This is a genomic window from Nocardioides sp. (assembly GCF_035429765.1).
Lineage (GTDB): Bacteria > Actinomycetota > Actinomycetes > Propionibacteriales > Nocardioidaceae > Nocardioides.
In genome coordinates this window covers 25,171-50,817 of sequence record NZ_DAOMFK010000003.1, presented here as the reverse complement: position 1 = coordinate 50,817, position 25,647 = coordinate 25,171, and the positions used below count along the sequence as shown (strand labels likewise).

The 25,647-nt window shown below is 71.5% G+C and carries 19 protein-coding genes; 7 read left to right on the top strand and 12 right to left on the bottom strand.

What is annotated here, in order from left to right:
- The coding region (locus tag PLP61_RS00785; protein WP_324499400.1) for an NAD(P)-dependent alcohol dehydrogenase at window positions 1-840 on the top strand (840 nt) is incomplete at its 5' end.
- A gap of 75 nt (window positions 841-915) precedes the next feature.
- On the opposite strand, the gene PLP61_RS00780 is transcribed toward PLP61_RS00785, so the two are convergent.
- Together PLP61_RS00780 and PLP61_RS00775 are read right to left on the bottom strand one after the other, a co-directional pair.
- Window positions 916-1,893, bottom strand: coding sequence for a helix-turn-helix domain-containing protein (locus tag PLP61_RS00780; protein WP_324499398.1), 978 nt, complete (start codon window positions 1,891-1,893; stop codon window positions 916-918).
- Between the two features lie 140 nt (window positions 1,894-2,033).
- Entirely contained in the window at window positions 2,034-5,756 is a 3,723-nt protein-coding gene (locus PLP61_RS00775; protein ID WP_324499396.1) for a S8 family peptidase, read from the bottom strand.
- Window positions 5,757-5,915: 159 nt separating this feature from the next.
- On the opposite strand from PLP61_RS00775, the gene PLP61_RS00770 reads away from it, so the two are divergent.
- A complete protein-coding gene (locus PLP61_RS00770) occupies window positions 5,916-6,140 on the top strand; it encodes a hypothetical protein (RefSeq protein WP_324499394.1) in 225 nt (74 codons plus the stop codon).
- A 34-nt stretch (window positions 6,141-6,174) separates the two neighbouring features.
- On the opposite strand, the gene PLP61_RS00765 is transcribed toward PLP61_RS00770, so the two are convergent.
- Together PLP61_RS00765 and PLP61_RS00760 are read right to left on the bottom strand one after the other, a co-directional pair.
- Window positions 6,175-7,395, bottom strand: coding sequence for a phenylacetate--CoA ligase family protein (locus tag PLP61_RS00765; RefSeq protein WP_324499392.1), 1,221 nt, complete (start codon window positions 7,393-7,395; stop codon window positions 6,175-6,177).
- Between the two features lie 411 nt (window positions 7,396-7,806).
- Window positions 7,807-9,024 carry a flavin-containing monooxygenase gene (locus PLP61_RS00760; protein WP_502888912.1) on the bottom strand — a complete coding sequence of 406 codons (1,218 nt, stop codon included), beginning with the start codon at window positions 9,022-9,024 and terminating at the stop codon, window positions 7,807-7,809.
- A 417-nt stretch (window positions 9,025-9,441) separates the two neighbouring features.
- Here PLP61_RS00760 and PLP61_RS00755 point away from each other — a divergent pair, with 417 nt between their 5' ends.
- Complete coding sequence (locus tag PLP61_RS00755; RefSeq protein ID WP_324499388.1) at window positions 9,442-9,654, top strand: heavy-metal-associated domain-containing protein; 213 nt, start codon at window positions 9,442-9,444, stop codon at window positions 9,652-9,654.
- 51 nt (window positions 9,655-9,705) lie between these two features.
- A complete protein-coding gene (locus tag PLP61_RS00750; RefSeq protein WP_324499386.1) occupies window positions 9,706-13,074 on the top strand; it encodes a heavy metal translocating P-type ATPase in 3,369 nt (1,122 codons plus the stop codon).
- Between the two features lie 279 nt (window positions 13,075-13,353).
- Here PLP61_RS00750 and PLP61_RS00745 read toward each other — a convergent pair whose 3' ends face one another.
- The 4 genes from PLP61_RS00745 to PLP61_RS00730 are packed head-to-tail and all read right to left on the bottom strand — an operon-like array spanning window position 13,354 to window position 19,334.
- A complete protein-coding gene (locus tag PLP61_RS00745; protein WP_324499384.1) occupies window positions 13,354-14,220 on the bottom strand; it encodes an IclR family transcriptional regulator in 867 nt (288 codons plus the stop codon).
- Window positions 14,217-15,956 carry a dihydroxy-acid dehydratase gene (locus PLP61_RS00740; protein ID WP_324499382.1) on the bottom strand — a complete coding sequence of 580 codons (1,740 nt, stop codon included), beginning with the start codon at window positions 15,954-15,956 and terminating at the stop codon, window positions 14,217-14,219. The genes PLP61_RS00745 and PLP61_RS00740 overlap by 4 nt, the downstream gene beginning before the upstream one ends.
- On the bottom strand, window positions 15,953-17,440 hold the full coding sequence (locus PLP61_RS00735; protein WP_324499380.1) for an NAD-dependent succinate-semialdehyde dehydrogenase: 1,488 nt from the start codon (window positions 17,438-17,440) through the stop codon (window positions 15,953-15,955). The genes PLP61_RS00740 and PLP61_RS00735 overlap by 4 nt, the downstream gene beginning before the upstream one ends.
- A 1-nt stretch (window position 17,441) precedes the next feature.
- Window positions 17,442-19,334, bottom strand: coding sequence for a thiamine pyrophosphate-dependent enzyme (locus PLP61_RS00730; RefSeq protein WP_324499378.1), 1,893 nt, complete (start codon window positions 19,332-19,334; stop codon window positions 17,442-17,444).
- A 231-nt stretch (window positions 19,335-19,565) separates the two neighbouring features.
- Between PLP61_RS00730 and PLP61_RS00725 the strand changes: the two genes are divergently transcribed.
- From PLP61_RS00725 to PLP61_RS00715, 3 genes are all read left to right on the top strand, one after another.
- Window positions 19,566-20,354, top strand: coding sequence for an alpha/beta fold hydrolase (locus tag PLP61_RS00725; RefSeq protein ID WP_324499376.1), 789 nt, complete (start codon window positions 19,566-19,568; stop codon window positions 20,352-20,354).
- Window positions 20,355-20,706: 352 nt separating this feature from the next.
- Entirely contained in the window at window positions 20,707-22,404 is a 1,698-nt protein-coding gene (locus tag PLP61_RS00720; RefSeq protein ID WP_324499374.1) for a phytoene desaturase family protein, read from the top strand.
- Window positions 22,405-22,518: 114 nt separating this feature from the next.
- Complete coding sequence (locus tag PLP61_RS00715; protein ID WP_324499372.1) at window positions 22,519-23,001, top strand: PaaI family thioesterase; 483 nt, start codon at window positions 22,519-22,521, stop codon at window positions 22,999-23,001.
- Between the two features lie 47 nt (window positions 23,002-23,048).
- On the opposite strand, the gene PLP61_RS00710 is transcribed toward PLP61_RS00715, so the two are convergent.
- From PLP61_RS00710 to PLP61_RS00695, 4 genes are all read right to left on the bottom strand, one after another.
- Complete coding sequence (locus PLP61_RS00710) at window positions 23,049-23,840, bottom strand: SRPBCC family protein (protein ID WP_324499370.1); 792 nt, start codon at window positions 23,838-23,840, stop codon at window positions 23,049-23,051.
- Window positions 23,837-24,415, bottom strand: a complete 579-nt coding sequence (locus PLP61_RS00705; protein ID WP_324499368.1) for an ArsR/SmtB family transcription factor — start codon at window positions 24,413-24,415, stop codon at window positions 23,837-23,839. The genes PLP61_RS00710 and PLP61_RS00705 overlap by 4 nt, the downstream gene beginning before the upstream one ends.
- Window positions 24,416-24,602: 187 nt before the next feature.
- On the bottom strand, window positions 24,603-24,869 hold the full coding sequence (locus PLP61_RS00700; RefSeq protein ID WP_324499366.1) for a hypothetical protein: 267 nt from the start codon (window positions 24,867-24,869) through the stop codon (window positions 24,603-24,605).
- 122 nt (window positions 24,870-24,991) lie between these two features.
- On the bottom strand, window positions 24,992-25,630 hold the full coding sequence (locus tag PLP61_RS00695) for a hypothetical protein (RefSeq protein ID WP_324499364.1): 639 nt from the start codon (window positions 25,628-25,630) through the stop codon (window positions 24,992-24,994).
- Window positions 25,631-25,647: the final 17 nt, after the last annotated feature.

Here is a 25,647-nt window from a genome sequence, read left to right as displayed (position 1 = left end):
CACCTGATCACCGGCAAGCCCTACGCCATGCGGCTCGCGTTCGGCCTGAGGCGCCCGAAGAACCCGGTCCCCGGCCGCGACGTCGCCGGCACCGTCGTCGCCGTCGGCGCGGCAGTCACGCGGTTCGCTGTCGGGGACGAGGTCTACGGCGTCGCTCCAGGGTCGTTCGCCGAGTACGCCGTGGCCCGAGAGTCCCGGCTCGCCCGCAAGCCCGCCAACCTCTCGTTCACCCAGGCTGCCGTCCTCCCCGTGTCGGCAGCCACCGCGCTGCGCGCACTCGTCGACGTCGGTCGCGTCCGGACCGGCCAGTCAGTCCTGGTGATCGGTGCCTCCGGTGGGGTCGGGAGCTACGCCGTCCAGCTCGCGAAGGCATTCGGGGCCGAGGTCACCGGCGTCTGCAGCACCGCGAAGGCGGACCTGGTCACCTCGCTCGGGGCCGACCACGTCATCGACTACACCCGCGACGACTTCGCAGACGGATCCCGCCGGTACGACCTCGTGCTCGACATCGCCGGCAACCCCTCACTCACGCGGCTCCGGCGAGCCCTCCGACCCACGGGGACGGCGGTGTTCGTCGGGGGCGAGGACGCCGGCGTGCTCCTCGGCATGGGAAGGCAGCTGCGGGGCGTGCTGCTCTCCATCGTCGTCCGGCAGCGCCTGACCCTTCTGGCCGCCAAGGAGCGCGCCAGCGACTACGACCGCCTCACCGACCTGATCGAGGCCGGCCGGCTCGTCCCGAGCATCGACCGCACCTACCCGCTCGAGGACGCGCCGCTCGCCGTACGGCAGCTCGAGGCGGGACACGTCCGCGGCAAGGTCGCCATCACCGTTGACCGATGAGGTGCACGGCCTGGCCGAGCTGCTCGGACACGGCTGACACCCTGAACGACCCGGACCCAACGGTCCGGTCACGGCTCAGGCCCAGTCGTGCCGCGCGGCGTACCAGCCCAGCTGCATGCGGGAGTTGACGCCGGCGAGGTCCTGGAGCCGACGCAGCACCCGCTGCACCGTGCGCAGTGACAGGTCCAGCTGGCTCGCCACGGCCTGGTCGCTCAGTCCGGCCAGCAGCAGGCCGAGGATCTGGCGCTCCAGGCCGTTCGGCGCAGACGCGTCGCTCGGGTCAGCCACCGGCACGGCGAGGTTGGAGAGGTCGAGTGGGTAGGCCTGGCGCCACAGGCTCTCGAACAGGGCGGCCAGCGCGTCCACCAGCCCGCTGCGCTGGAGCAGGACGGCGCCGGGGTCGCCCTCGGGCCCGGCGACGAGCGAGACGAGGGCGAGGTCGGCATCGGCCAGCACCAGCTTGACCGGCAGGTGGTCGGCCACGCGCAGCTCGACGCCCGTCTGCAACGAGTCGGCGATCTCCTCGGTGGCGCTCGGCTCCTCGAGCACGGAGCGCTCGAGCAGCACGCGCACCCGCGTGCCGCGGGTGATGGCGGCCGTCTCTGCGGTGTTCTCCCCCATCGGCACGGCCACGAACGGAGCCGTCACGAACATCCGGAGCTCGGTACGGGCGGCCTGCTGCACCTGCTGGAACCGGTGACGGATCGGGTCGACACCGCTCACCACCTCGATCAGGGCACCGATGTCGTGCCCGGCCACCGTGGCGCGGTGCTCCTCGGCGAGGCCGGCCAGCGCCTGCTCGGCGACACGCAGCCCGTCGCGCCGTTCAGTGATCAGCGCTCCGAGCGCCACGGCGGGCGGGGCCGCGACGTACTCGCCGGCGGGTGTCCGGTTGGCCAAGCCGGACGCGACGAGCCCACCGAGGGCCTCCGCGATCGTCTCGTCCGGCCGTCCGAGCTGCTCGGCCAGCACGGCGGCGGTGACGCTCGGGCGCCCCAGCAGCGCCCGGTAGACGAGCTCCACGCCCGGGTCGATGCCCAGTGCCTCCAGCATCGGCACCTCTTTCCAGCTCCTCGGCCGCTGCGGGACGAGTATCCACCCCGGTGGCGGGAGCCCGCCACGGGCGGCGGTCTGCTGGTCAGGGGCACCCGCGGGCACCGGGCAGCGATCCTCGCGCCGCCCGGCGAGCGGGTTCATCGCAACCCGTAGGCGCGGACGACCTCCTGGTCGATGGCGTAGCCGGCGCTCGTCCGGGCGCTAGCGCGGACCGAGACGAAGCCCCGCCGGTCGGGTGCGGTGAACCGTCCGCCCCACCATCCGCCCGTATGGCGGGTGAGCCGCACGCTCCGCCACGAGCCGCCCCCGTTGTAGGAGACCTCGAGCGTCACGCTGGTGACCCGCCCGGGTATCTTCCCGAAGTCGGACGAGGACGGGCGCACCGCGATCCGGTGGGTCTTCCCGGCCTTCAGGTCTCCCCGCAGGTCGGTGCCGACCCGGTAGTCCAGCTTCATCACCGAGAACGGCTTGGCGAGGTCACCGGGCACGGTGGCCGACCTGAACCGCCACTGGGTGTGGGTCCGCGTCGAGAGCCGGAAGACCCCCGCCGGCCGCGCGGCGTCGAGGACCACCCGGTAGGCACGGTCGCCTCGGGGCACCTGGACCCACTGCATGTCCGCGCCGAGGCGGTTGTCGAAGATCCTGTCGTCGCCCTGGAAGACGCGCAGGTGGGTCGGGGTCTCACCCCAGGGCAGGTACCCGCCCAGCCGCATCACGTGGCTGAAGGAGCTCCACACCTGCACGTTCCAGGTCATCAGGTTCCGCCAGCGCGAGTTGTAGACCCCGAAGGAGTCGCTGAAGCCCGGGCGGACCGTCGGACGGAACCAGTCGAGACGCGTGGTGGACGCCCCGTCGTACGCGTTCACCCCGGACATCATCGACCACGGCAGCGCACCCTCGATGTTCTGCGTGTGCGACTCCACCCAGACCTGGCCGGGCGTCACCCACTCGACGCGTCGGCTCGGGTGCCGCTCCAGCTCCTCGGAGCCGAAGGACGGCGTCAGGGTGAGGTCGTACCGGTAGCCCGACGCGGGCCCCGGTCGGACCGCGTAGTAGCTCGCGGCGATCCGGGCCAGGTCGCGGTGGCGCGGCGTGTAGACCAGCGGCTCGTCCGGCACGGAGCCCGGGTAGTCGCGGGTCAGGTCGTAGATGACCGGGGTGTGCGCCACCCGCTCGGCCGTGAGCTCGGTCCCGGTCCGGGCCAGCTCGATCAGCTCGGCGCCGGCGTCGCGGTGCACGGTCGCCACCGGGATGGGGGTCTCCCCGACGTACTCCGACAGGCCGCCGACGCCGTCGTTGACCACGACCAGCGCCAGGGCCCCGGCCGCGACCGCGGCCTCGCTCCGCGCCACCGGGGTCACCGCGTCGCTCCGCTCAACCACGGCGATCGCACCGTCGGCGTCGAGCCCGGCGTACTCCGCGGCGGAGCCGGTGCCGGCGTAGACGGTCGGCACGGTGTCGGTGCCGGTCTGGATGGCGCTCCCGGCCTGGAGGATCGCGTCGAACGTGGTCGCGCCGTCGGGCGTGCCCAGGCTGAACATCGGCCGGCCCTTGCGCCACCGGGTCGTGAGCACGAAGTCGCCGCCCGTCACCGGCTCGGTCGGCAAGACGTAGACGTCGTCGACGGTGGCGGGTACGGCGTAGGCGTTGCGGTACTCGGTGCCGGAGTCGTCGGTGACGCTGAAGTCCACCTTGCGCTGGCGGTCCTCGGTGATCCCCGGCGCCTCGGTCTGCAGCAGCCGGGCGTCACGGGCGTCCAGCGTCACCGCAGCCGGTCCGTCCAGCACCGTCTCCGGGTCGAGCAGCACCGCGAGACCCGACCGGTCCGGGCCCTCGCCCGACACGTCGAGGTAGGCGCTGGCCGCGTAGGTGCCCGGTGGCAGGCGCAGGGTCCTCTCACCCTCGACGTACTCCGCCCACGGCCAGGAGTCGCCCGCGAGGCTCAGCCCCACCCAGCCGCTGGCGGGCCGGCCGTCGCGGTCGGTCAGCGTGAGGGTGAGGTCGTAGCGCTCGTCCTCCTTGACCATCCCGAGGGCGGAGCGGGTGACCGGGTCGCCCGTGGAGGCGTCGGTGCCGACCACGTAGCCGACGTGGCGGCCGGGGCCGACCGCCTGGGGGTCGCCGGTGACGGTGACGGTCTGCTTGCCGCCGGCCGGCACGGTGACGGTGTCGTCCCCGAGGGTGAAGGCGCCGCTGCCACCGACCAGGGCCAGGTCGAGGGTGACGTCGGCGTCGCCGCCGTTGGTGAAGGTGAGGTCCTTGACGACCGCGACGTCGGTCGGCTCGTGCGGCCAGTCGTAGTTGCCGAACAGCAGCGAGCCCGTGGCCCGGACGGTGCGCTCCACCGCGGCGGCGACGTCGACCCGGCCTGCGCCGACCTGGTACGGCGAGTAGCCCCCTGCGTCGAGCCCGAGCGCGCTGCTCATCAGCAGTTCCTTGATCTGCTCGCCGGTCCAGCCGGGGTGCTGCTGGGCGACGATGGCCGCCGCGCCGGCGACGTGCGGCGTGGCCATGGAGGTGCCGCTGAGCGTCTGGTAGAGCCCCGTGCCGCCGTCGGTCATGTCCTGGGAGCGGGCCGCGGTGATGTCGACGCCCGGCGCGACCAGATCCGGCTTGAGGCCCGCGGTGCCGGACAGGGGGCCGGTGCTGGAGAACCAGGCGAGCTGGTCCTGCTTGTCGACGGCACCGACGGTGAGGGCGGAGGAGGCGGCCCCCGGGGCCGAGATCAGCTCACCGCCGGCGTTGCCCGCGGCGATCACGAAGAGCGTGCCGGACTGCAGCGAGAGCGTGTCGACGGCCATCGACATCGGGTCGCTGCCGTCGGAGGGGGCCGTGTCACCCAGGCTCATGTTCACGACGTCGGCGCCCTGCGCGACCGCCCACTCCATGCCGGCGATGACCCAGGAGTCCTGGCCCTCACCGGAGAGACCGCCGAGCACCTTGCCGACGATGAGGTCGGCGCCCGGCGCGACGCCGGTGTAGTCACCGGCCGACCCGGCGCCGGTGCCTGCGATCGTGGACGCCACGTGGGTGCCGTGGCCGTTGATGTCGTCGACGCTCTCGCCGGGGACGAAGCTGGCCCCGTCGGCGACCTGCGTGGCGAGGTCGGGGTGGGTGTCGTCGATGCCGGTGTCGAGCACGGCGACGGTGGCACCGGTGCCGTCGAGACCCGCTGCCCACGCCTCGGGGGCGCCGATCTGCGGGACGCTCTCCTTGAGCGAGGCCACGACCTTGCCGTCGAGCCAGAGCCGGGTGACGCCGCCGGCGAGCGACGGGGTCGGGTCGGTGGCGCTCGCGTCGGGGGCGACCGACTCCCAGAAGGTGCGGGCGGTCCGCTTGGGGGCCGCGATCGCCGCGCCCCGGATCGTCGGCAGCTCGCGCACGACCCGGCTGCCGCGCGGAGCCACCGGCGCCCGCGCGGCCCGGGCCGCGGCCCGGGTGTAGGTGGCGATCGTCGGTACGGTGGCCGCGGCCTTGTCGTCGTACCCCATCGCGATCAGGTCGGTGACGTTGAAGAGCCGGGGATCGACCTTGTCCGCCCCGAGCAGCGAGACTGCCTCGTCCGGAACGACGTACAGGTCACCGTCGAGCTCCTGCAGGCGCACCCCGCCCACGGCGCCATCCGGACGGTCCACGTCCGCGACCTGCGCACCGTCGGGACCCGTGGTGACCGTGACGACGTCGCCCGTGACCAGGGTGACCCGGTGCGACCCGGAGGGGTCCTGCGGGACCGGGGGTCGTCCCGGGACGGCCCCGGCCGGCAGCTGGAGCACGCCCACCACCAGGGGGATCACGACAGCGGCGGCAAGCGCGAGACGGCGCCGGCCCAAGGGGCGCGACGAGCGGGACGAGAGGGTCATGTCGGATGTCTACCGGCACCCCACCCCGAGCGAGGCGCACGGCGCGTGGCGGACCTCCGCCATGGCGCAAGTTCGCCACGGTCAGCCTCTCTGCTCTTCGCCGCAGCGCTGGGCGCCCTCGCTGCACTCGTCACTGCAGTCGTTCGCAGCTCCGCCGCGGTGATCGCCCTGGCGCTGGTGGTCGGAGCGTCCTACCTGCTCAGCTACCTGGTCCCTTTGTTCGGGTGGCCGGACTGGCTGAACCGCTTGTCGCTGTTCTGGGCGTTCGGCTCGCCCTACACCGGATGGCCCAGCTCGGCGCAGCTGGTGACGTTGCTGGTCGTGACGGTGAGCGGCACGGTCGGCGCCGTGGTGGTGGCGGAACGTTCCTCGTCGGTGCCGTAGTCGGGAACACCCAGGTTCGCGCCCGCACCGGCCGTCAGCCGCCTCCCCGTGCCGATCCGAGCGTGCTGGGGCCCGGCCCCGCGGCGATCACCTGACGGAACTTCCCGCTGCGAGCGCTGGGCTCGGGTGGTTCGGTGGCGCGCTCGATGCGGGTGGTGGGCAGTCCCTGTCGGTCCAGGTAGTCGCGCAGCCGGGCGGTCACCTGCTGCCACGTTGGCTCGGGGTCGGCTCCCGGCCGCACTTCGATCCGCAGCCGCAGTGACGTGGGGCCCGTTCGGATCAGCTGGCTGCGGTGCACGCCGGGTGACCCTTCGACGACCGACCCGACGGCAAGCGGTATCAAGGTGACCTCTGTTCCCTCCGGAGTCTGGAGCACGAGAAGGTCGTCACGCCGACCCACCACCCGGACGGCCTGCAGCGCGTTGCCGCACGGGCAGGGGTCCGGCCGCTCCAGAACCGAGTCGCCGAGGTCGTAGCGGATGATCGGCTGCACCCTGTTGGCGAGGTTGGTCAGCAGCACGGTGTACGACGCCGTGCCTGCCGGGGTTGGGCTGTGGTCGGCCTCCACCGGCTCGAGTACCGCCCAGTCGCTGTTGACGTGGAGCCACCCCTGGTCGCACTCGAACGCCAGTGGGTTGAACTCGGAGGTGGCGTAGACGTTGCGTACGGCCCTGCCCCACGTCGCCCGGAGCAGGTCCCGAACCGGTGGCGCCATGGACTCGCCACTGGTCTCGAACACGGCCGGTCGCACGTGGAGCCGACCAGCCGACTGCTGCTCGGCGAGCAGGGCCGCTGCGCTGGGATAGCTGGTCACGATCGCCGGGTCGAACTCCTCCAGCTGCTTCGTCAGAGCGTCGAGTGGCTGCTGAACCGAGAAGATCCGGTAGGTGCGTCGCCGCCACCAGCTCCGCCGCCGCTCGTACTCGATCCATGCCTCGCCACCGAAGTGACCGCCGGTTCCCACGACCGCGGCCCAGCGGAACCCGCGACGGGTCAGCGACAGCCAGTCGGACCGGGAGAGCCACATCAGGTCCGCGCGAATGCTGAAGGATCGGTAGACGGCCATTGCCGCCGGATCGTGCACGAAGAGCGCCGGCTCCCCGGTGGTGCCTGAGGTGGAGCACACGTAGTAGCGGCCGAGGAACGGCTCACCGGCCCGATCCGGGTCTGCGACGAACCGCTCGACGTCGGCCCGGGTGACTGCCGGGTCGCCCACCCACTCGTCGAACCGGGCCATCAGCTCCGGCTTGGTCACCGGCGGCAGCTCCTCGAGCCGGACCCGAGGCGGCAGTCCCGCGTAGTGCTCACCGTAGAACGGCGACGCTGTCCGGGCCGTGCGAACCAGGGCGTCCAGGCGTAGCGCGCGACGTCGGGCGAGCCCAGCGGCCCCTTGACGCGAAGCGCGGAGCAGGTCGAAGACCAACCCCGTCCTGCCCGGTTGCCGAGCACCCATGGGCCAAGGCTATGCGTACCCCCTGCGGAATCAGCCCGGCGTAGCCGTGCTGACCATCCGCCGGTCAAGGACAACCAGGACGGCGACCTCCAGGTGGTCCTGGGAGTCTGCTGCCAGACGCCCCACAACAGGGTCCGCCAGCGCAGGACTTCTCCGCCTTGCCCAGACGGCACGGCAAGGCGGATTGTGTGGGAAGAGGGGTCTTCACGCGAACTACGCAGGTGCGTGGTTCGCGCTGCCGATTCGACCGGAACCACCACCCGAACCACGCACGTGCCTAGTCCGAGCGGATCGTGCCCACGACGAGGTGGCCGATGGTCCCGCGCTGGCCGGGTTGGGGGTCGGGTTGGTGGACATGGCTGGTCTCCTTCTTCGCGGGTTGACGTGTGGACGGGCGTGGGTGTGCGGTGACAGCGGCGTACCTTGGGTGGGAGGAGTGCGGACGTGCCTGGCAACTTGGTCTGCGACCCAGGCGGCGTCTTCTCCGATGAAGCCCAGGAGGGCTGAGCCGCGGGTGTGCTGCCAGGGCAGCCCGATGAACCAAAGGCCGGAGGCTCTGGTGGCGCCGCGGTGGTGAGTAACCTGGTGGCCGTCCCACACGCCGGGCACGTCGAGCCAGGAGTAGTCGCGACGGAACCCGGTGGCCCAGATCACGGCAGCGACCCCGTCCAGCTGCGACCGGTCCGCGAACCCGGCGGTGTGACCGTCGGTGGTCGTGAGGCGGGGGCGGGCGTGGATGTCTGCGGCGTCGATGTCTCCCCAGGTGGTGCCGATGACCAGGTCGCCGCCGCGCTTGCGGAACCACGCGGCGATCGGTGAGGTCGCGGGCCGGGTCACGGCCCCGGTCTTCGTCAGCCACCAGAACAGGTCACGCCCTAGGGGTCGCTGCGAAATCGCCTTCTGCCGGGTCCCGACGGCGAGGTGGACCTGGTGGGTGCGGGCGACCTCGAGGGCAATCTGGAGCCCTGAGTTCCCGGCCCCGACGACGAGGACCTTCCCCGCGTCCGAGCAGGGCAGGCCGGCGGGGTTCCGGTACGCCGAGCTGTGCAGCTGCATGACCTCGGGTGCGAGCCCGGACGCCACACGAGGGATGCCGGGCTTCTGGAACGGTCCGGTGGCCACGATGACCTGGCGGGCCCACAGGGTGCCCTGGCTCGTGGCCACCCGGAAGACCCCACCGTGCGCGTCGACGTGCTCGACGCGTGTGTTGGGCATGACAGGGAGGTCGAACTGGTTGGCGTACGCCTTCAGGTAGTCGGCGACCTGGTCCTTGTCCGGGTAGGTGCCGGGCGGGGCGGGGAATGCCATCCCAGGCAGGGCGGAGTACTCGGCGGGAGTGAACAGGCGGAGCGAGTCCCATCGTGTGGCCCAGCTGTGCCCGACCTCTGGCGCGGCGTCGACCAGGAGGAACCGCATGCCGGTCCTGGCCAGGTGATAGCCGACGGCAAGGCCCGCCTGGCCGGCCCCGATAACGAGCGCGTCGAGCGGCGTGCAGCCGGGCGTCTCAGGTGTGGGCCGGCGGGCGGTGGGATCGGTGGCGGCTGACATGGATGCTGCTCCTGGTGAAGAGGGTCGGATGCCGGGTGATGGCGTCCCTGACGCTACGAACGGCTGCGCCCAGGCCGCGCCGGCGAAATGGCCGGGATGTCACCCGGTCGCCATCCCTGTGACGCGCTGGCGAAGGGGCAGCGGGCGCAAGGACGCATCGTCATCGCCACGTGACGGTCCCCCCGTGGTCCCCGGGTCGCGGTGTCCCATCCCGGCGATTTCGCCGGCGCGACCCGGCGACCCCAGCGCCGAGGCTGAACCCAGCCAACCAGCCAACGCACCAGCACCGAGGAGAACCAGATGTCCATCTTCCAGCAGACGTACCAGGTCACCGGAATGACCTGCGGCCATTGCGCGGCGGCCGTCAAGGAGGAAGTCGGCGCCATCGCCGACGTCACCGATGTAGCCGTGGACCTGGCCGCCGGCCGCGTCACCGTGGCCAGCCACCGCGAGATCACCCCCGCCGAGATGGCCGCCGCCATCGACGAGGCCGGCTACGAGCTCGCCACCTGACCAGCAAGCCCATCAACAGACCACGCACCTCCACGCGACAGAGGAACCGAGATGACCGCGACCACCACCCCCAGCCCGACCCACGACACTGAGTGTGTCGAGACCAGCCTCAACATCGGCGGCATGACCTGCGCCTCCTGCGTGCGGCGGGTCGAGAAGACGCTCACCCGCGTCGAGGGTGTGGTCGCGGCCTCGGTCAACCTCGCCAACGAAACCGCCACCGTCTCCTACGACCCCGCCGCCACCTCCCTGGACTCGCTTACAGCCGCGGTTGCAGGGTCCGGGTACACCGCGACCCCACGCACCAACCCCGCCTCCGACCAGACTGTCCCGGGCGGTAGCAGCGGGGACGGCACCGTCGAGCCCTCGCCCTTCGACGAGCTCGACGCCCGCCGCGACGCCGAGATCACTCACCTCGAGCGTCGCTGGCAGGTTGCTCTGACCACTGGCCTGGCGCTCATGGGGGTCATGTACCTGCCCCTGTACATCGACACCATGGACTGGCTGATGCCGGTCATCTTCGTCATCGCCACCAGCGTCCAGTTGTGGGCCGGGGCCGATATCTACCGGCGGGCCTGGGACGCAGCGAAGCACCGGGCCACCACCATGGACACCCTCGTCGCCCTCGGCACCGGTGTCGCCTACTGCTACAGCGCCTTCGTCACCCTCTGGCCCGCCCAAGCCCAGTCCTGGGGTCTGCCCATCCACCTGTACTTCGAGACCGCCCTGATCGTGGTCGCCCTGGTCCTCATGGGTCGCTGGCTCGAGCTCAAGGCCAAGAAGCGGACCGCCGCCTCCATCAGGACCCTCGTCGGCCTGGCACCCACCAAGGCCCGCGTCCTTCGCGACGGCCCGGACCGCACCATCGAGGTCGACGTTCCCCTCGAGCGGGTTGCCGTCGGCGACCTCGTCCGCGTCCGGCCCGGCGAGAACCTCCCCGTCGACGGCACCGTCGTGAACGGCTCATCCTCGGTCGACGAGTCGATGCTCACCGGCGAGTCCGCCCCGGTCGACAAGCGACCCGGCGACCAGGTCATCGGTGCCACCGTGAACCGCACCGGCACCCTCGTCGTTCGCGCCGACGCCGTGGGCGCCGACAGCACCCTGGCCCAGATCATCCGCCTGGTCGAGGAAGCCCAGGGCTCCCAGGCCCCGATGCAGCGGCTGGCCGACCATGTCTCCGCCTGGTTCGTGCCCGCTGTCCTTCTCGCCGCCCTGGCCACGTTCATCGGCTGGATGACGTTCGGCCCGGACACCGACCGGCTCGTCCTGGCCATCGGAACCACGGTCGCGGTCCTCATCATCGCCTGCCCCTGCGCCTTGGGCCTGGCCACGCCGACCGCCGTCATGGTCGGCACGGGCAAGGCCGCCGAGCTCGGCATCCTCATCAGCGACGGCACGGCACTGGAGACCGCCCGCAAGGTGACGGCCGTGGTCTTGGACAAGACCGGCACCATCACCTACGGCCGACCAACCCTCGAGCATGTCCAGACCCTCGTCGGCTCCGGCCTCGACCCCGACGAGCTGCTGGCCCTCGTCGCTGCCGCCGAGGTCGGCAGCGAGCACCCGGTCGGCGAGGCCGTCGTCACCGCTGCACGCAACCGCGGCCTGACCCTGCCGCCGGTCACAGACTTCGCCGCCCACCCCGGACACGGCATCACTGGCACGGTGGACGAACACGCGGTCGCAGTCGGGAACCAGACCCACATGGCGACTCTCGGCATCGACACCGTCCGTCTCGCCGGGGACGCTGCCCGGGCCGCCGCGGCCGGCGGTACCCCGATGTACATCGCGGTCGACGGCGCCCTCACCGGCCTGGTCACCGTCGCTGACACGGTCAGGCCGGACGCAGCCGAGGCGGTCGCCCAGCTGAGGGCCCTCGGTCTGCAGATCTGGATGGTGACCGGCGACAACGCCGCCACCGCCGCGAGCGTGGCGGCCGAGGTCGGCATCGACCACGTCATCGCCGAGGTCCTCCCGGCCGGAAAAGTAGACCGCATCGCCGCTCTCCAGGCCGACGGACTCGTCGTCGCGATGGTCGGCGACGGCATCAACGACGCCCCCGCCCTGGCCAAGGCCGACCTCGGCATCGCCATCGGCACCGGCACCGACGTCGCCATCGCCGCCTCCGACATCACCCTCGTCGGCGGCAGCCTGCACGGCATCGTCAACGCCATCGCCCTGTCGCGCCGCACCGTGAGCACCATCAAGCAAGGGCTCGCCTGGGCGTTCGCCTACAACGTGCTCCTCATCCCCGTCGCCGCCGGCGTCCTGTACTGGTGGCACGACCTGCTGCTTGACCCCGTCCTCGCCTCCGCCGCGATGGCGATGAGCTCGGTCAGCGTGGTCACCAATGCTCTGCGGCTGCGCCGTTTCCGGGCGCCGGCCACGGCCCACGACATCACCCACCGTCCGCTGCGCACCCGGGTCGCCGACTCCGCCCACCTGGTCGCGGTCGCCGTAGTCGCACTGGCCTTGGGCACGGTGTTCACCTGGGCCAGCCGCACCGACCAGGCCGAGCGCGGAATGAACGGCGTCCTGTCCTGGAGCGAGGGCATGGGCATGCCGATGCGCCCTGCGATGAGCGTCATGGAAGAAGCCGACATCGCCCCGGTCACCCCATCCGAAGCCGGCGTCAGCGTGCACCTCATCGCTCCCGCAGCGATTGACCCCGGGCAGCCCACCCGGATGACCGTGGAGGTCCGCGACGCCGATACCGGCGACCTCGTCGACGACCTCGTTCGCACCCACCAGGTGTGGATGCACCTGATCATCACCCGTGCCGACCTCGGCACGTTCGCCCACCTCCACCCGCAGCCGACCGGCACCCCCGGCGTGTTCACGGTCCAGGCGGAGTTCCCGACCCCCGGTGAGTACCTGGTTCACAGCGAGTTCCGACGCAACGGGCAGATGGGCGACGTCCTCGACACCCACACCGTCACCGTCGCCGGCCGTCAGCCGGCCGCAGCGCCCGTGCCCGCCCGCGATGTCCGTTCCTGGACGGACCACGGTGTCCGCATCCGGCTCACCGGCCACGCAACCGTGGGCGCCACCAGCGACCTCGTCCTGACCGTCACCCACATCGACGCCTCCGGCCAGAACACCGGCCCGGTCACCGACCTCCAGCCCTACCTCGGGGCGGCCGGCCACGTGGTCGTGATGGCTGCCGACGGCTCGACCTTCGCCCACCGGCACGCCGAGACGTTCGACAGCTCAGGCCGGCCCGTCCTGGCCCTTCCTGGCACCCGCTTCGGGCCCGACCTGGACCTGCATGTCCGGTTCGACCGGCCCGGCGCGCACCGCCTCTGGGCGCAGTTCGAGCTCGCCGACGGCACCATCGTCACCGCCCCCTTCGTGCTCCACCCTCAACTGCCCGCTCGCCCGCGGGCGGCGCAGACCGCCACCGCAACCACTCACTGATCCGACCCGTCGACCCACCGAGCGGACCGGTGGCCCGCATGATGGCCGGATCCGTGTCCGCCGGACTGACTGGCAGTCGCCGCGGCAGACGAAGAGCTGAGCGGCGACCTCCTTGTTCGACATGCCTTCTTCACCATCTGGGCGACCTGCCGTTCCTGGGGGTCAAGACGGACTCACGGGCAGCGCCGTCGTGGCGCCGGAGCTTCTCACCCGAGGCCCGCAGCTCGGTGGCCGCGCGTTCGGCCCACGGCTTGGTCTTGAGGTCGTTCGGCTCGTCGGTCAGCGTCTCGCTGCCGAGGATGCTGGGGAGGCACCGAACGTGCCGGGGAGGTGCCCACCCCCTTCCCTCGTGATCCGCTCAGCGGCGGCTCGGACCTGGTTCCCGAGATCGCCGACCCGCGAGAGGGCGATGCGTGCCGCCGGCCCCGAGAGGCCGATGCTGGCCACGGGCATTCCGTAGAGGTCGAAGATGGGTGCGGCCACGCATCGGACGTCGAGGTTGAGCTCCTCATCGTCGACGGCGTACCCGCGCTCGCGGACACTGCGCAGGTCGTCGAGGAGCTCCTCGACGCTGGTGACCGTCCTGGCGGTGAAGGCCTGCAGCGGCTCGCGCACGACCCGGCGCACCTCCGCGTCGGTGGCCAGGCAGTACAAGGCCTTCCCGGTCGCGGTCGCGTGGATGACGGGCTGCGCACCGATCTCCGTCTCGACGGTGACGATCCCGCCCTTCTGCCGCTCCTGGGCGACGTAGACACCTCCGGTGCGGGTACGGCGCGCCAGGTGGACCGCCTCGCCGGTCTCGTCGGAGAGCTGCCGCATCACGGGCCGGGCGACCGACACGAGGTCCATGCTGCGCAGCAGGCTCCCGACCAGCGACACCAGCTGCGCCGAGGCACGGAAGGCCTTGGTGGCGGGGTCCTGCTCGACGTACCCACGCTCCTCGAGCATGCGGAGGAGCCGATGCGCGTTGCCCTTGTCCAACCCCAGGGCACGCGCCACAGCGGTCGCACCGAGCCCGTCGGTCTCCTTGGCCAACAGCTCCAGGATGTCCAGACCCGAGGCGAGTGCGCCCGCTGCGCGCCCCCGCGTCACGACCTTCTTGTCGTTCGCGTGCTCGTGTGGTCCGGGAGTGTCCTGCGGGGTCACGGCGCCGCCTCCTCGCCGGCCATCGTCCGGTCCACCTCCGCACGTGCCGGGACCAGCGTGTCGAAGTCGGCACCCTCGGACGCCTGCAGCACGTGCTCGGCGTGCAGCCGCCGCCACCCCCGCGCTGGGCGTGGCGGCGGGGACCAGCGGGCCCGCCGGCGCTCCAGCTCCTCGGACGGGACCAGGAGCGTCAGCTCACCGGCCGCGGCGTCCAGCCGGATCAGGTCCCCGTCCTCGACCAGCGCCAGAGGCCCTCCCACAGCCGCTTCGGGTGCGACGTGGAGGACGACGGTCCCGTACGACGTCCCACTCATCCGGGCGTCCGACACCCGGACCATGTCACGGACTCCGGCCTGGGCCAGCTTGCGCGGGATGGGGAACGATCCGGCCTCGGGCATCCCCGAGCCAACCGGGCCGGCGTTGCGCAGCACCAGCACCGAATCGGCCGTGACCGGCAGCTCGGGGTCGTCGACGCGACGAGCTACGTCCTCCGCCGACTCGAAGACCACGGCCGGGCCCTCGTGCCGGGTCAGCTCGGGGGTGGCCGCGGACAGCTTGATCACCGCGCCGTCGGGGGCCAGGTTCCCGCGCAGCACCGCCAGGGCCCGCGGCGGCCCCAGGGGGGTCTCCAGGCTCCGGATCACCGTCTGCCACTTCGCCGCAGGAGCGACGTCGGCCAGACGGTCGCCCAGGGTGCCGCCCTCCACCACCGGCGCGTCGAGGTCCAGCAGGTCGCCCATGGTCCTCATCAGCACGGGCACGCCACCGGCCCGGTGCAGGTCCTCCAGGTAGCCCGAGCCGGAGGGCTTGCAGTCCACCAGCAGTGGCACCCGGGAGGCGATCGCGTCGAAGTGGTCGAGGGTGAAGTCCACGCCGGCGCGCCGGGCGACGGCGAGCAGGTGGATGACGGCGTTGGTGGACCCGCCGAGCGCGACGAGCACTGCTGCGGCGTTCGTGATCCCGGCGCGGGTGACGATCCGGGAAGGGCGACGCTCCCCCGCAGCCGCGGCTACCGCGACCCGACCGGCGACCGTGCCGGAGCGGAGCCGGTCTCCGCTCGCCGCAGGGGCAGTGGCGCTCCCCGCCGGGCTCAGCCCCATGGCCTCCGCCAGGCAGGCCATGGTCGACGCGGTCCCCATCACCATGCACGTCCCGCCGGTGGTGGCGAGCGCGGAGCGGACGTCCACGATCTCGCTCTCGTCGAGCTCCCCGGCGCGGTGCCGGGCCCACATGCCACGGCAGTCGGTGCAGGCGCCGAGTCGCTGGCCGCGCCACGAGCTGGTCAGCATCGGTCCGGTGACCAGCTGCACGGCCGGGACGTCCGCGGAGACCGCCGCCATCATCTGGGCGGGGACGGTCTTGTCGCACCCGCCCAGCAGCACGACGGCGTCCATCGGCTGGGCGGTGACCAGCTCCTCGGTCTCCATCGCCATGAGGTTGCGGAACAGCATGGACGTCGGCGACACCAGGATCTCGGGCAGCGACATCGTCGGGAACACGAAGGGCAGTCCCCCCGCCTCGAGGACCCCCCGCTTGACGGCCTCGACGAGCTGGGGCATCTCCCGGTGGCAGGTGGTGTAGTCGCTGCTCGTGTCGGCGATCCCCACGACCGGCCGGTCGAGGTCGGTGTCGTCCAGGCCGGCCGAGGCCAGGAAGGCCCGCCGGAGGAACCGGCTGAACCCCTCGTCGCCGTAGGAGGTGAGTCCGCGGTCGACCCCGCGGCTCTCGCCGCTCATGGGCGCTCCCCGAGCAGCATGCTCGTGTACTTCGTGACCGTGTAGCTGTCGATGCCCTCGGTGCCACCCTCCCTGCCGTAGCCGGAGACTTTGACGCCGCCGAACGGGGCCTCCGCGGTGGCGATGGTGAGGTGGTTGACCCCGACCATCCCCACCTCGAGCTCCTCGGAGGCGCGGAAGGCGGTGGTGAGGTCCTCGGTGAACACGAAGCCTCCGAGCCCGTACGGCGTGGCGTTGCCGAGCGCGATCGCCTCGTCGAAGCCGACGAAGGTGGTGATCGGCGCGATCGGACCGAACGGTTCCTCGTTCATCACCCGCATGTCGGGCTCAACGTCGGTGAGCACGGTCGGCGTGAAGAAGTAGCCCACCTGGAACTCCTCGGGGGCCGACCCGCCGAAGCGGACGGTGGCACCGCGACCGACGGCGTCCTCGACGAGCTCCTGGACGGCGGCGCGTCGTCCCGCGGTGCTCAACGGCCCGACGTCGACGCCGTCGGCCCGGCCGTCGCCGACCCGGAGCTTGCGGGTCGCCTCGACGAAGACCTCCGTGAACTCCTCGCTGACCGACTCGTGGACGATGAAGCGACTGGCGGCGATGCAGACCTGACCGGCGTTGCGGAACTTCCCCAGCGCCGCCACAGTCGCCGCCCTGCGGACGTCGGCGTCGGGGAAGACGAGCACGGGCGCGTGGCCGCCGAGCTCCATCGAAACCGTCTTCATGCCCGTGGCGGCGAGCTTGGCCAGCTCGACGCCGACCGGAACCGAGCCGGTGAGGCTGACCTTACGGATGACCGGTGACTCGATCAGGTGCCGGGAGACCGCCGGCGGCTCGCCCGTGACGATGTTCAGCACACCGGCAGGGAGTCCGACCTGTTCGGCGACCTCGGCGAACAGCAAGGTGCTGAACGGCGCCTCGATGGGCGCCATCACCACCACCGAGCAGCCGGCGGCCACGGCCGGCGCGATCTTGCGCGCGGACAGCAGCGAGGGGAAGTTCCAGGGCGCGAAGGCGGCGACGGGACCGACCGGCTCCCGGCGGACGAGGATCCGGGTGTCCGTCCTGTGCCCGTCGACGGTCCGCCCGTAGATGCGACGAGCCTCGTCGGCGTACCAGTCGAACTGGTCGGCCGACGCGAGCACCTCGCCCCTCGCCTGCGCTACGGGTTTGCCCTGCTCGAGGGTCATGACGAGGGCGAACCGGTCCGCCTGCTCGCGGATGGCGAAGGCCATCCGCCTGAGCACGTCCGACCGCTCCCACGCGGAGGCCCTGCGCCACCGGGCGAATCCGTCGGCAGCGGCCGCCAGCGCTCGATCGAGGTCGGCTGCGGTGGCGAGCGGAACCGATGCGAGCGTCGCCTCGGTGGCGGGGTTGTCCACGCTGCGCGTCCGGCCGTCCGACGCCGCGCACCATTCGCCGTCGATGAACATCGCGGTGCGGGGCAGCAGCTCGCTGCGGTCCTGGTCCCCGACCTGGCTTGTCGTCATGTCACAGTCCGATCTCGTGGCGGCGTGCTTGGGTGTCCTCGACCCAGTTACCGACGTTCCACCGTCCGTACGACGGCAGTCCCCCCGCCTCGTCCTCGCCGAAGTAGACCGGGACGTGAATCAACGCAAGGCCCCCCTGCGCTCGGGCCATGTCGAGGGCTTCGGTCAGCGAGTCGACGGTGTAGCCGCCGTGGTGGGCGCTGACTCCCTTGACGGCGCCGGCCCAGGCCACGTAGTCGACCGGTACGCCGTCCCACGTCGCGTGGTCGGCGCCGTACTGCGCGATCTGCAGGCTCGAGATCGCGGCCATCCGGCGGTTGTCCAGCACCACCACACAGCCTTGGGCTCCGTGCGCGACACCGTCGATGAGGACCTGTGGGTTCATCGTGAACGACCCGTCCCCGGTGACGGCGACGCCGTACCAGTCGGCGTCGCTCATCCCGGTCGCCAGCACCGCACTGGACGCGAAGCCCATGTAGCTGGCACCGCCGTCGGTGAAGGACTCCTCCGGAGTCTCCTGCTCCGACATCTGGAAGCCCACCGCCTGGACATCGCCGGCGTCGAAGAAGGTGACCGCTCCGACCCGGCGGGCCCAGCGCGCGACCGTGCGCACCGCCGCCGGCTGGGTGAGGACCTCGCGCCCCCAGACCGGGTCGAAGACAGCGGGCCGGGCCAGGCGTGCCTCCTTCACGGCCTCCCACTCACGGCGCCGTGCCCTGCACTCGCGGAGCCAGGGTGACCCGGCAACCGGGGTCTTCTCTCGCGCCTCGAGCTCCTGCTGGACCGCCTCGACGAGCTGCCGCAGCGTGGCCCGGGCATCCCCCACCAGGGCCGTCGTGTCGTTGTAGTGCGTGGCCGCGTCGAGGTCGGCGTTGACGTTCACGACGTGGCGCACCTGGGGATAGCCGGTGCGCGAGCAGTCCGCCTGGCACACCGCCCTCGTGCCGACCGCGAGGAGGAGGTCGGCATGGTCCATGGCGTAGTTGCCGCTGAGCGACCCCTTGGATCCGCCGACCATCATCTGGCGGGGGTGGCTCGACGGCACGTAGCCGAGGCTCACCGGCGACATCACGAAGACCCCGTCCACCAGGTCGGCGAGCGCCTCGAGCTCCGCCCGGCAGCCCAACGCGCCGCCGCCGACCTTGATCACGACCCGCTCCGCGTCGAGCAGCCGGCGGGCCACGGCGCCATGGTCCCCCGCAGCCGCACCGAGCCGGGGAGGAGCGCCGCTCGGGAGCTCCCGGAGGTTGAGCCCGCGGATGACCTGCGGCTGGGTGTTGAGCGGGAGCAGCAGGAAGAACGGCGACGCCCGGTACGGGTGGTCCACGGCATTCAGGCACCGACGCAGCGCCGTCGGGAGCGCCGCGGGGGTGTGCAGCGAGTAGGCGGGCCCCATGACCGAGGCGAGCCGGAGGAACAGGCCCTGCTCGGGACGGGGGATCTGCTGCATGTTGGGGCCCTCGTCCTCGGTGGTCTCGTCCCCGTAGATGTGGTAGACCCCGACCCCGTTGCTGCTGGCTGTCAACGAGCCCGAGAGGGCCTGGAGGGCGCCCGGCCCGATGGAGGTGACCACCGCGGCCTTCTCGCCGGTCACCCAGCGCAACGCGGTGGCGGCGTGGGCCGCCTCCACCTCGTGGCGGACCGAGTGGGTCCGCACCGCCCCGGCCTCCTCGTAGACCCGCAGCACCTCGCCGAGCTCGGTGGACCCGTGCCCCAGCACGACGACGTACCGCCGCACGCCCTGGCGGAGCAGTCCCAGGACCAGCGCCTCGGACAGGGTGACGTCCACCCGGGCCGGCAGCTCACCGTTCTCCAGGGCGGCGTCCAGGCCGCCGGGAGACGCGACGAGACGCGCCCGCGCCGCTCGGTCCGAGCCCTGCTGCTTCGTCACCATCACCGATCCTTCGCGTCGAGTCGTGCGCTTCTCGACCTCGAACCTAGCCACAGTGTTGTCAAATGTGCAACGTTGTTGTCCCACAGCCCGCCTCGCGTGCACCATTCACCCAGTTGCCCAGCGTCCCCCGTTCACACCGAGGTCACGCGCTACTTGCGCGATGGGCTTCCCGGCCTCCTCGACGATCCGAACCACATGCGCCGCGGTCGTGCCCGGGATACCGTCGAAGCCGTGGACACCGTCGACGTGCACGGCCTGCGGCTCGCGTACCGCCGTGCCGGTCACGGTCAATCAGTGATGTTCGTGCATGGTGGCGCTGAGGACAGCCGCACCTGGACACCTCAGATCGAGGCACTCTCCGACGAGTTCTCAGTGATCGCCTGGGACGAGCCCGGCGCCGGCGGTTCCGACGACGTACCCGCAGAGTTTGGCCTGTCCGGCTACGCCGACTGCCTCGCCGGGATGATCCGTGCCCTCGAGATCTCGCCGGCGCCTGTCGTCGGACTGTCATGGGGCACCACCGTCATCCTCGAGCTGTATCGGCGACACCCTGAAGTCGTCCGCGGGATGGTGCTGGCGGACGGATACGCCGGCTGGCGCGGGTCTCTGGGTGGTGAGGAGGCCGAGGCGCGCTTCGCCGGCGTGCGGGCCGCGCTCGCTGAGCCGGACGAAGGGGACGACCCGACCCTGCCCGGGCTCTTCGCGGGTGCCCCGCCCACACAGTCCGTGCCGCTGCTGAGGGCGATGGCGGCGGACGTGAGGCGCCGGAGCATATTGGCCTCCCTGACTGCGATGGCGGAAGCCGACCTCACCTCCGTCCTGCCGACGATCGCAGTGCCGACGCAGCTCATATGGGGCGCTCTGGACGTTCGGTCTCCCTTGGCGGTGGCCCACGAGTTCGAGCGCAGGATTCCAGGAGCGGTCCTGACAGTGATCCCTCACTGCGGACATGCCAGCAACCTCGAGGCGCCGCGGGCGTTCAACGACATCGTCCGCGACTTCCTCACCAACCATGGCTGACGGCCAGCTACCGGACATGGCTGCCCTCTGCGTCAAGAAGCACCGGGTGCGGGGTTTCGGATCGGTGGTGGCGGGTCCGGGAAGTGGCTTGTCCGAAGAGCTGGTGTGGGGCTGTGAGCCGGCCGCGCTGGAGTCAGAGTCGTTGCCCCGCTGCCCTCCCTGGGCCCGTCCTCGAGCCGGCTACCGCATCGGCCACGGCTGGCCTTGGCCTTTCCGCCGTACCCGCGTCCGTCCCCCGCGAAGGCGGCCACGTCACACCGCGTACCGTCGTGGCACCTGGTGAGGTGTCCCGAGCGGATCGCGGGTTTACTGGACCCCTCTCCAGATTCCTCCCTTGTGAAAGCGATGGCCCATGACGCAGACCACGATGCCCCTGACCATGGCCCCGGAGGCCGGCCAGGAAACCTGGGACGCCGTGGTAGTGGGGGCGGGCCCGGGCGGCCTGACCTGCGGGGCGTACCTCGCGGCCAACGGCACGAGGGTGCTGGTGCTGGAGGCCAACCAGGTGGTTGGCGGCAGCACCCAGGTCTTCCGCCGCGCCGGCAACAAGTTCGAGTTCGACGTCGGCACCCACTACGTCGGCGAGTGCGGCCCCGGGGGCCGGATGCAGACCGCGCTCTCCGGGCTGGCCCTGACCGAGCGCATCAAGTGGCTGCGCCAGCGCCCTGAGGGCCACTGCCAGATCATGATCCCGGGCACGACGTTCCAGACGCCGACCGGCTGGGACACCTACCTCGACCGCTTGGTCGCGGCGTTCCCCGAGGAGGAGGCGGGGCTTCGTCGCTGCGTCAGGATCATGCGCACCATCGCTGCCGGCGAACGGCCGCTCCTGCGCCCGTTCGCACTGCTGCGCTGGGGGGTGCGGCCTGTCACGACACTGATGGCCGCGTGCGGCCTCAGCGCTGACGCCCAGGCGGTGATCCTTGCGGAGAACGGGGACTACACGTGGCCCCCGCACCGGACGCCTACCGCCATGCACGCGGGCTTCCTCCACCACTACCTCCAGGCCGGTGCCTACTACCCCCGCGGCGGCGGCCAGGTGATCGGCGCTCACCTCACCGACGTCATCCAGACGCACGGCGGTCAGGTCCGCACCAAGGCCAGGGTCGAGCAGATCCTGATCGAGGACGGGCGGGCCGTCGGCGTCCGCCTCCGCGGTGGCGAGGAGATCCGGGCCGAGGTCGTCGTCTCGGCGGCCGACTTCAAGAAGACCTGGGCGGAGCTGGTCGGCGACGAGCACCTGACCCGGCGGCTGCGGCGGAGGCTGAAGGACCTGGAGATGACGCTGCCGATGTTCGCGGTGTACGTCGCGCTCGACGTCGACCTGCGCGAACGAGGCACTCCCCCGCTCGCCTGGGTGTGGCCGACCAACGACGTCGACGGCTACTACCGCGAGGTCGCCGCCGGTCGCTGTCCCGAGCGGATGCCGGTGGGCGTCAGCTGCCCCACGGCCAAGGACCCCGAGGGGACCCACTCGGCGCCCGCCGGCTACTCGACGCTCGAGCTCGTGAGCTGGGCGCCCAAGGAGCATGCGTTCTGGAACGTCGAGACCAGCCCCGCGGACGGTGCCGGCTACGGCCGCGACGAGAGTTACCGTCAGCTCAAGGAGGAGCTCACCCAGCGCGTGCTCGACACCGCCGAGCTGCTGATCCCGGACATCCGTAAGCGGATGGTCTTCTGTGAAGCGTCCACCCCGATCACCCAGGAGCGCTTCACTCTCAGTACCGGGGGCTCCTGCTACGGCATCGCCCCGCTGCTGAAGAACCTCGGCCCGTTCCGGCCGCGGGTGACCACTCACATCCCGGGCCTGTTCCTCGCCGGGGGCAGCACGGAGTACATGTTCGGCATCAACGCCACGATCTACGGCGGCATGGGCACCGCAGGCGCCGTACTCGGCCGCGATCTCTTCCAAGAGGTGCGCGACGGCGCCGTGTTCGTGGACGAGGCACGCCTGACGCCGATCACCGACGACTTCGACCCGCTCCTCGCCTCGAAGCCCGGCTCCGTCATCCGCCGACCGGTGCGCCGCCGCCCCCGGGCCACCGCCTGAAGTAGAGGCCCACCGATTGCCGCCCAGGTGCTGAGCGCCAGCGTCAGGACGGAGGTGATCGAGCCGGTCCTCACCTGAGCCCTCGCTACGCGCCAGCACCGATAGGAGACGTCCATGAACGAGGACACGCCGGAAGAGCAGATCACCACCCCGGCGGGCGTCGTGGCCGGTGATCCGGCGATGGCCGCACGCGTACGTGCCAGCTTCGAAAGCCAGGGTCTGATGCGACTCCTTGCAGCGCGGCTCACCCTGGTCGAACCCGGTCGGGTGCACGTCGCCCTGGAGCGCCGCCCCGAGGTCTCCCAGCAGCACGGCTACGTCCACGCCGGCGCGACCAGCGCCATCGCCGACAGCGCCGGCGGTTACGCCGCCCTCACGCTGATGCCACCGACCTCGGAAGTACTCACCGTCGGGTACACGCTGAACCTGCTCGCCCCCGCCACCGGCGACTACCTCGAAGCAGTCGGCACGGTCCTCAAGTCCGGCCGCACCCTGACCGTGTGCCGGCTCGACGTGTTCTCCGTCAACGGCGACGAACGCAAGCTCGTCGCCGCGGGCCAGCAGACCCTCATCAGCGTCCCCAGCAGCCGCGCGTGACATCACTGTACCTGGGTCGACAGGGCCGCCCTCGGTCACGGCGAAGATCAGGCCGGGACGGAGATTCTCTGCAGCCAGGTCTGCCAGGCCGGCTTCTCGCGCCGCACGTAGTCCGCGGCGGCGGCGGAGAACAGGTACGCCCGTACGCCTGCCGTCGCCTTGCCGTCGCCCTCGTCCCACGTGAAGACGCTGAGCATTCCGGGCACCGGTGCGGTGAGCCGGACCAGCGTCTGCCGCTCACCGACGCGCTCGACCGTGCCGGTGGCGCCGCGCACCTCGACCGTCGCGCCCTCGTCGCCCAGCCCGAGCGCGTCGTGCAGTGTTGACCAGAGCGCGTCCGCGTCGCCGGGGTGGGAAGCGGCGGCCTCCATGTGTGCGGCCTCCTGGCCGGGGAAGTACGACAGGTAGACGCGCAGGTTGTCGAAGAACGGCATCCAGCCGGGGCCCATGGTGTCCCAGAACTCCGACTCCCAGGCGTCGCCGGTCCCGAAGCCGCTGCTGGTGACGCGCACGACGCAGGTGCCGCCGGACTGTGCCTCGACGAGGAACTCCGACGTCAGCGGGCTCAGCGCATCGGGGTCCTTACCCATGAGGGCGGCCCAGTCCTCCTCGTAAACGAGGCGGCGCGGTGGCTCCCATGCGGTGACCTGGCCGTCCGAGCCCATCTCCGGGCCCATGGTGAAGCGCAGGGAGCCGCCCTCGCGCTCCTCCATCTCGGTCGGCGCGAACCAGGCACTCATGCCCTTGGCGGTGGCGATGGCCTGCCAGACCTGCTCCGGGGTGCCCGGGACCTCGACGCTGAACTCCAGGCGGTACGGGACGTTCGGAGTCCTGCTCATGCGCTCTCCTCAGGAAGTGGGTGGGCGGCGACGAGGAGCCGGTGCGGGCGCCCGTCGTCGTGGTGGTAGCGAGCGGCCAGATCGAGCACCGCGGCGGTGAGGTCGTCGGCGAAGGCAGCCCGGTCGGAGGCCGACCGGAAGCCGATCTGCGTGTCGATGGTCAGCGTCGGCAGGCGCTTGCCGGACGCGGAGGCCCGGCGCGCCAGGGCGCCGACCTCGCGCACCAGCCGGCCGGCTAGTGCGACGAGGTAGCCCGCCGACAGGTGGTCGGCGTTGGCGTCCGGGTCCGCCGCGGACGCGCTGAGGGCCGCCGGCGACACGACGTAGGACGCCGCCGACGCCTGCAGTACCCGCTCGGTGATGCCCCCGTGCCGGCGTTCTCCGGACAGCTCCACCAGGCCGTGCGCCTCGAGCGCCTTGAGGTGGTAGTTGACCTTCTGGCGCGCGATGCCGACTCGGGCGGCGAGCCCGGCGGCGGAGGCCGGTCGGGCCAGCTCGCCGAGCAGCCGGGCCCGGACCGGATCCAGCGCGGCGGCGGCTGCCTCCGCGCTCTCGATGACCTCGACGTCCTGCACATCGCCACCCTGCCCTTGACAAGAATTCTTGTCAAGGGTGGCTCTCGGTATGGGTGACGAGGCGGTGCGCGGCAGGACGCACCTTCTCGACCGCGGGAACACGGCAGATGAATGGGTGCGTCCGGCGGGTTACGCTGCTCGGCGTGTGGTCCCTCTGGTCAGAGAACTCGGTCCTGTCGGTCTGCTCTCAGGATTCGGTCCTCTCGATTGGCAGCGCTGCCTCTGTCGCGTCGTTCGCGAGCGTCGGCTCCTTCGCGTCGGCTGGGTCGATCGGGTCGGCGATGTCGGCCGCGGCGCTGCTGTCATTCCAAAGCACTGGCTCGGCCCTGTCCCACCAGAGCAACGGCTCCGTGCTCTCCAGCCAGGCCAACCGCGGATTCCTCACCCGGCGGGCCAGTGGCGGCGTACCAGCTGGGGCGGTCGCCGCAGGCGTGCTTGCGACGTTGGTGGCCATCGCTCTGCACCGTGCCGTCCGCTGAGACGCTGCGCTCCGCACCCACGGCGCGCGGCCTACCCCCGGCTCACCCAGTCGGCTCAGGCCTTCGTCAAGGGGCTCTTCCGGGTGAGATCGTCGGCCTACTCGACGATCATCTCCAGACCGAACGGCACCAGGCCCGCGGCCATGATGACGGCCGCGCTGAGGTTGACGATCTCGGCGCCGTCAGGGAATCCGATGAGGAGCACCCCCACGAGCAGCAGCACGGCCACCCACGTGGAGGTTGCTCCGGTGGCAAGCGCCGCGATGGCCAGCACAGCGAACCCGATGGGGATCAGGACAATGCCCCACAGCAGCCACAGCCAACCCTTCTTCGCGAAGATCGCTGAGAGGGCAGGCCTCGCGGCCGCAAACTCCTCATCGCTGAGGCCGTCGAGAGCGCTCATCGTCAGACACAGGGCGCCCTTGTCGGCAGCAAGCGCCACGGTGCCAAGCACGGCCAGCACAGTGCCGACCAGGCCCGCCCACCCGGCGCCCTCACGCGACACGAGTCCCCCGAGGTGCATCGCAACGACGATCATCAGTGCAGTGTTGATGGTGACAAGGCCGTGGCCGGCGTGCAGAAGGCGCCTGCCTCGCGATCGATCGATCAGCTGCTCCGGGCCCAGCACCTTCGGCCGAAGCAGGTCAGGATGCGTCGCGAACGCGAACACGAACACCAGCGGCATCACGACGAAGGCGATCCCGGTGCCCACCCTGACTGCTTCGGCGGCGCTCACGCTGATCTCCTGTCCAA

What these genes read in the sequence shown, in the direction of transcription:
- PLP61_RS00780 (WP_324499398.1), bottom strand. Translation starts at nt 1,893, where the DNA reads ATGCTGGAGGCACTGGGCATCGACCCGGGCGTGGAGCTCGTCTACCGG.
- PLP61_RS00775 (WP_324499396.1), bottom strand. Translation starts at nt 5,756, where the DNA reads ATGACCCTCTCGTCCCGCTCGTCGCGCCCCTTGGGCCGGCGCCGTCTC.
- PLP61_RS00755 (WP_324499388.1), top strand. Translation starts at nt 9,442, where the DNA reads ATGTCCATCTTCCAGCAGACGTACCAGGTCACCGGAATGACCTGCGGC.
- PLP61_RS00750 (WP_324499386.1), top strand. Translation starts at nt 9,706, where the DNA reads ATGACCGCGACCACCACCCCCAGCCCGACCCACGACACTGAGTGTGTC.
- PLP61_RS00740 (WP_324499382.1), bottom strand. Translation starts at nt 15,956, where the DNA reads ATGAGCGGCGAGAGCCGCGGGGTCGACCGCGGACTCACCTCCTACGGC.
- PLP61_RS00735 (WP_324499380.1), bottom strand. Translation starts at nt 17,440, where the DNA reads ATGACGACAAGCCAGGTCGGGGACCAGGACCGCAGCGAGCTGCTGCCC.
- PLP61_RS00730 (WP_324499378.1), bottom strand. Translation starts at nt 19,334, where the DNA reads ATGGTGACGAAGCAGCAGGGCTCGGACCGAGCGGCGCGGGCGCGTCTC.
- PLP61_RS00720 (WP_324499374.1), top strand. Translation starts at nt 20,707, where the DNA reads ATGACGCAGACCACGATGCCCCTGACCATGGCCCCGGAGGCCGGCCAG.
- PLP61_RS00715 (WP_324499372.1), top strand. Translation starts at nt 22,519, where the DNA reads ATGAACGAGGACACGCCGGAAGAGCAGATCACCACCCCGGCGGGCGTC.
- PLP61_RS00710 (WP_324499370.1), bottom strand. Translation starts at nt 23,840, where the DNA reads ATGAGCAGGACTCCGAACGTCCCGTACCGCCTGGAGTTCAGCGTCGAG.
- PLP61_RS00700 (WP_324499366.1), bottom strand. Translation starts at nt 24,869, where the DNA reads ATGGCCACCAACGTCGCAAGCACGCCTGCGGCGACCGCCCCAGCTGGT.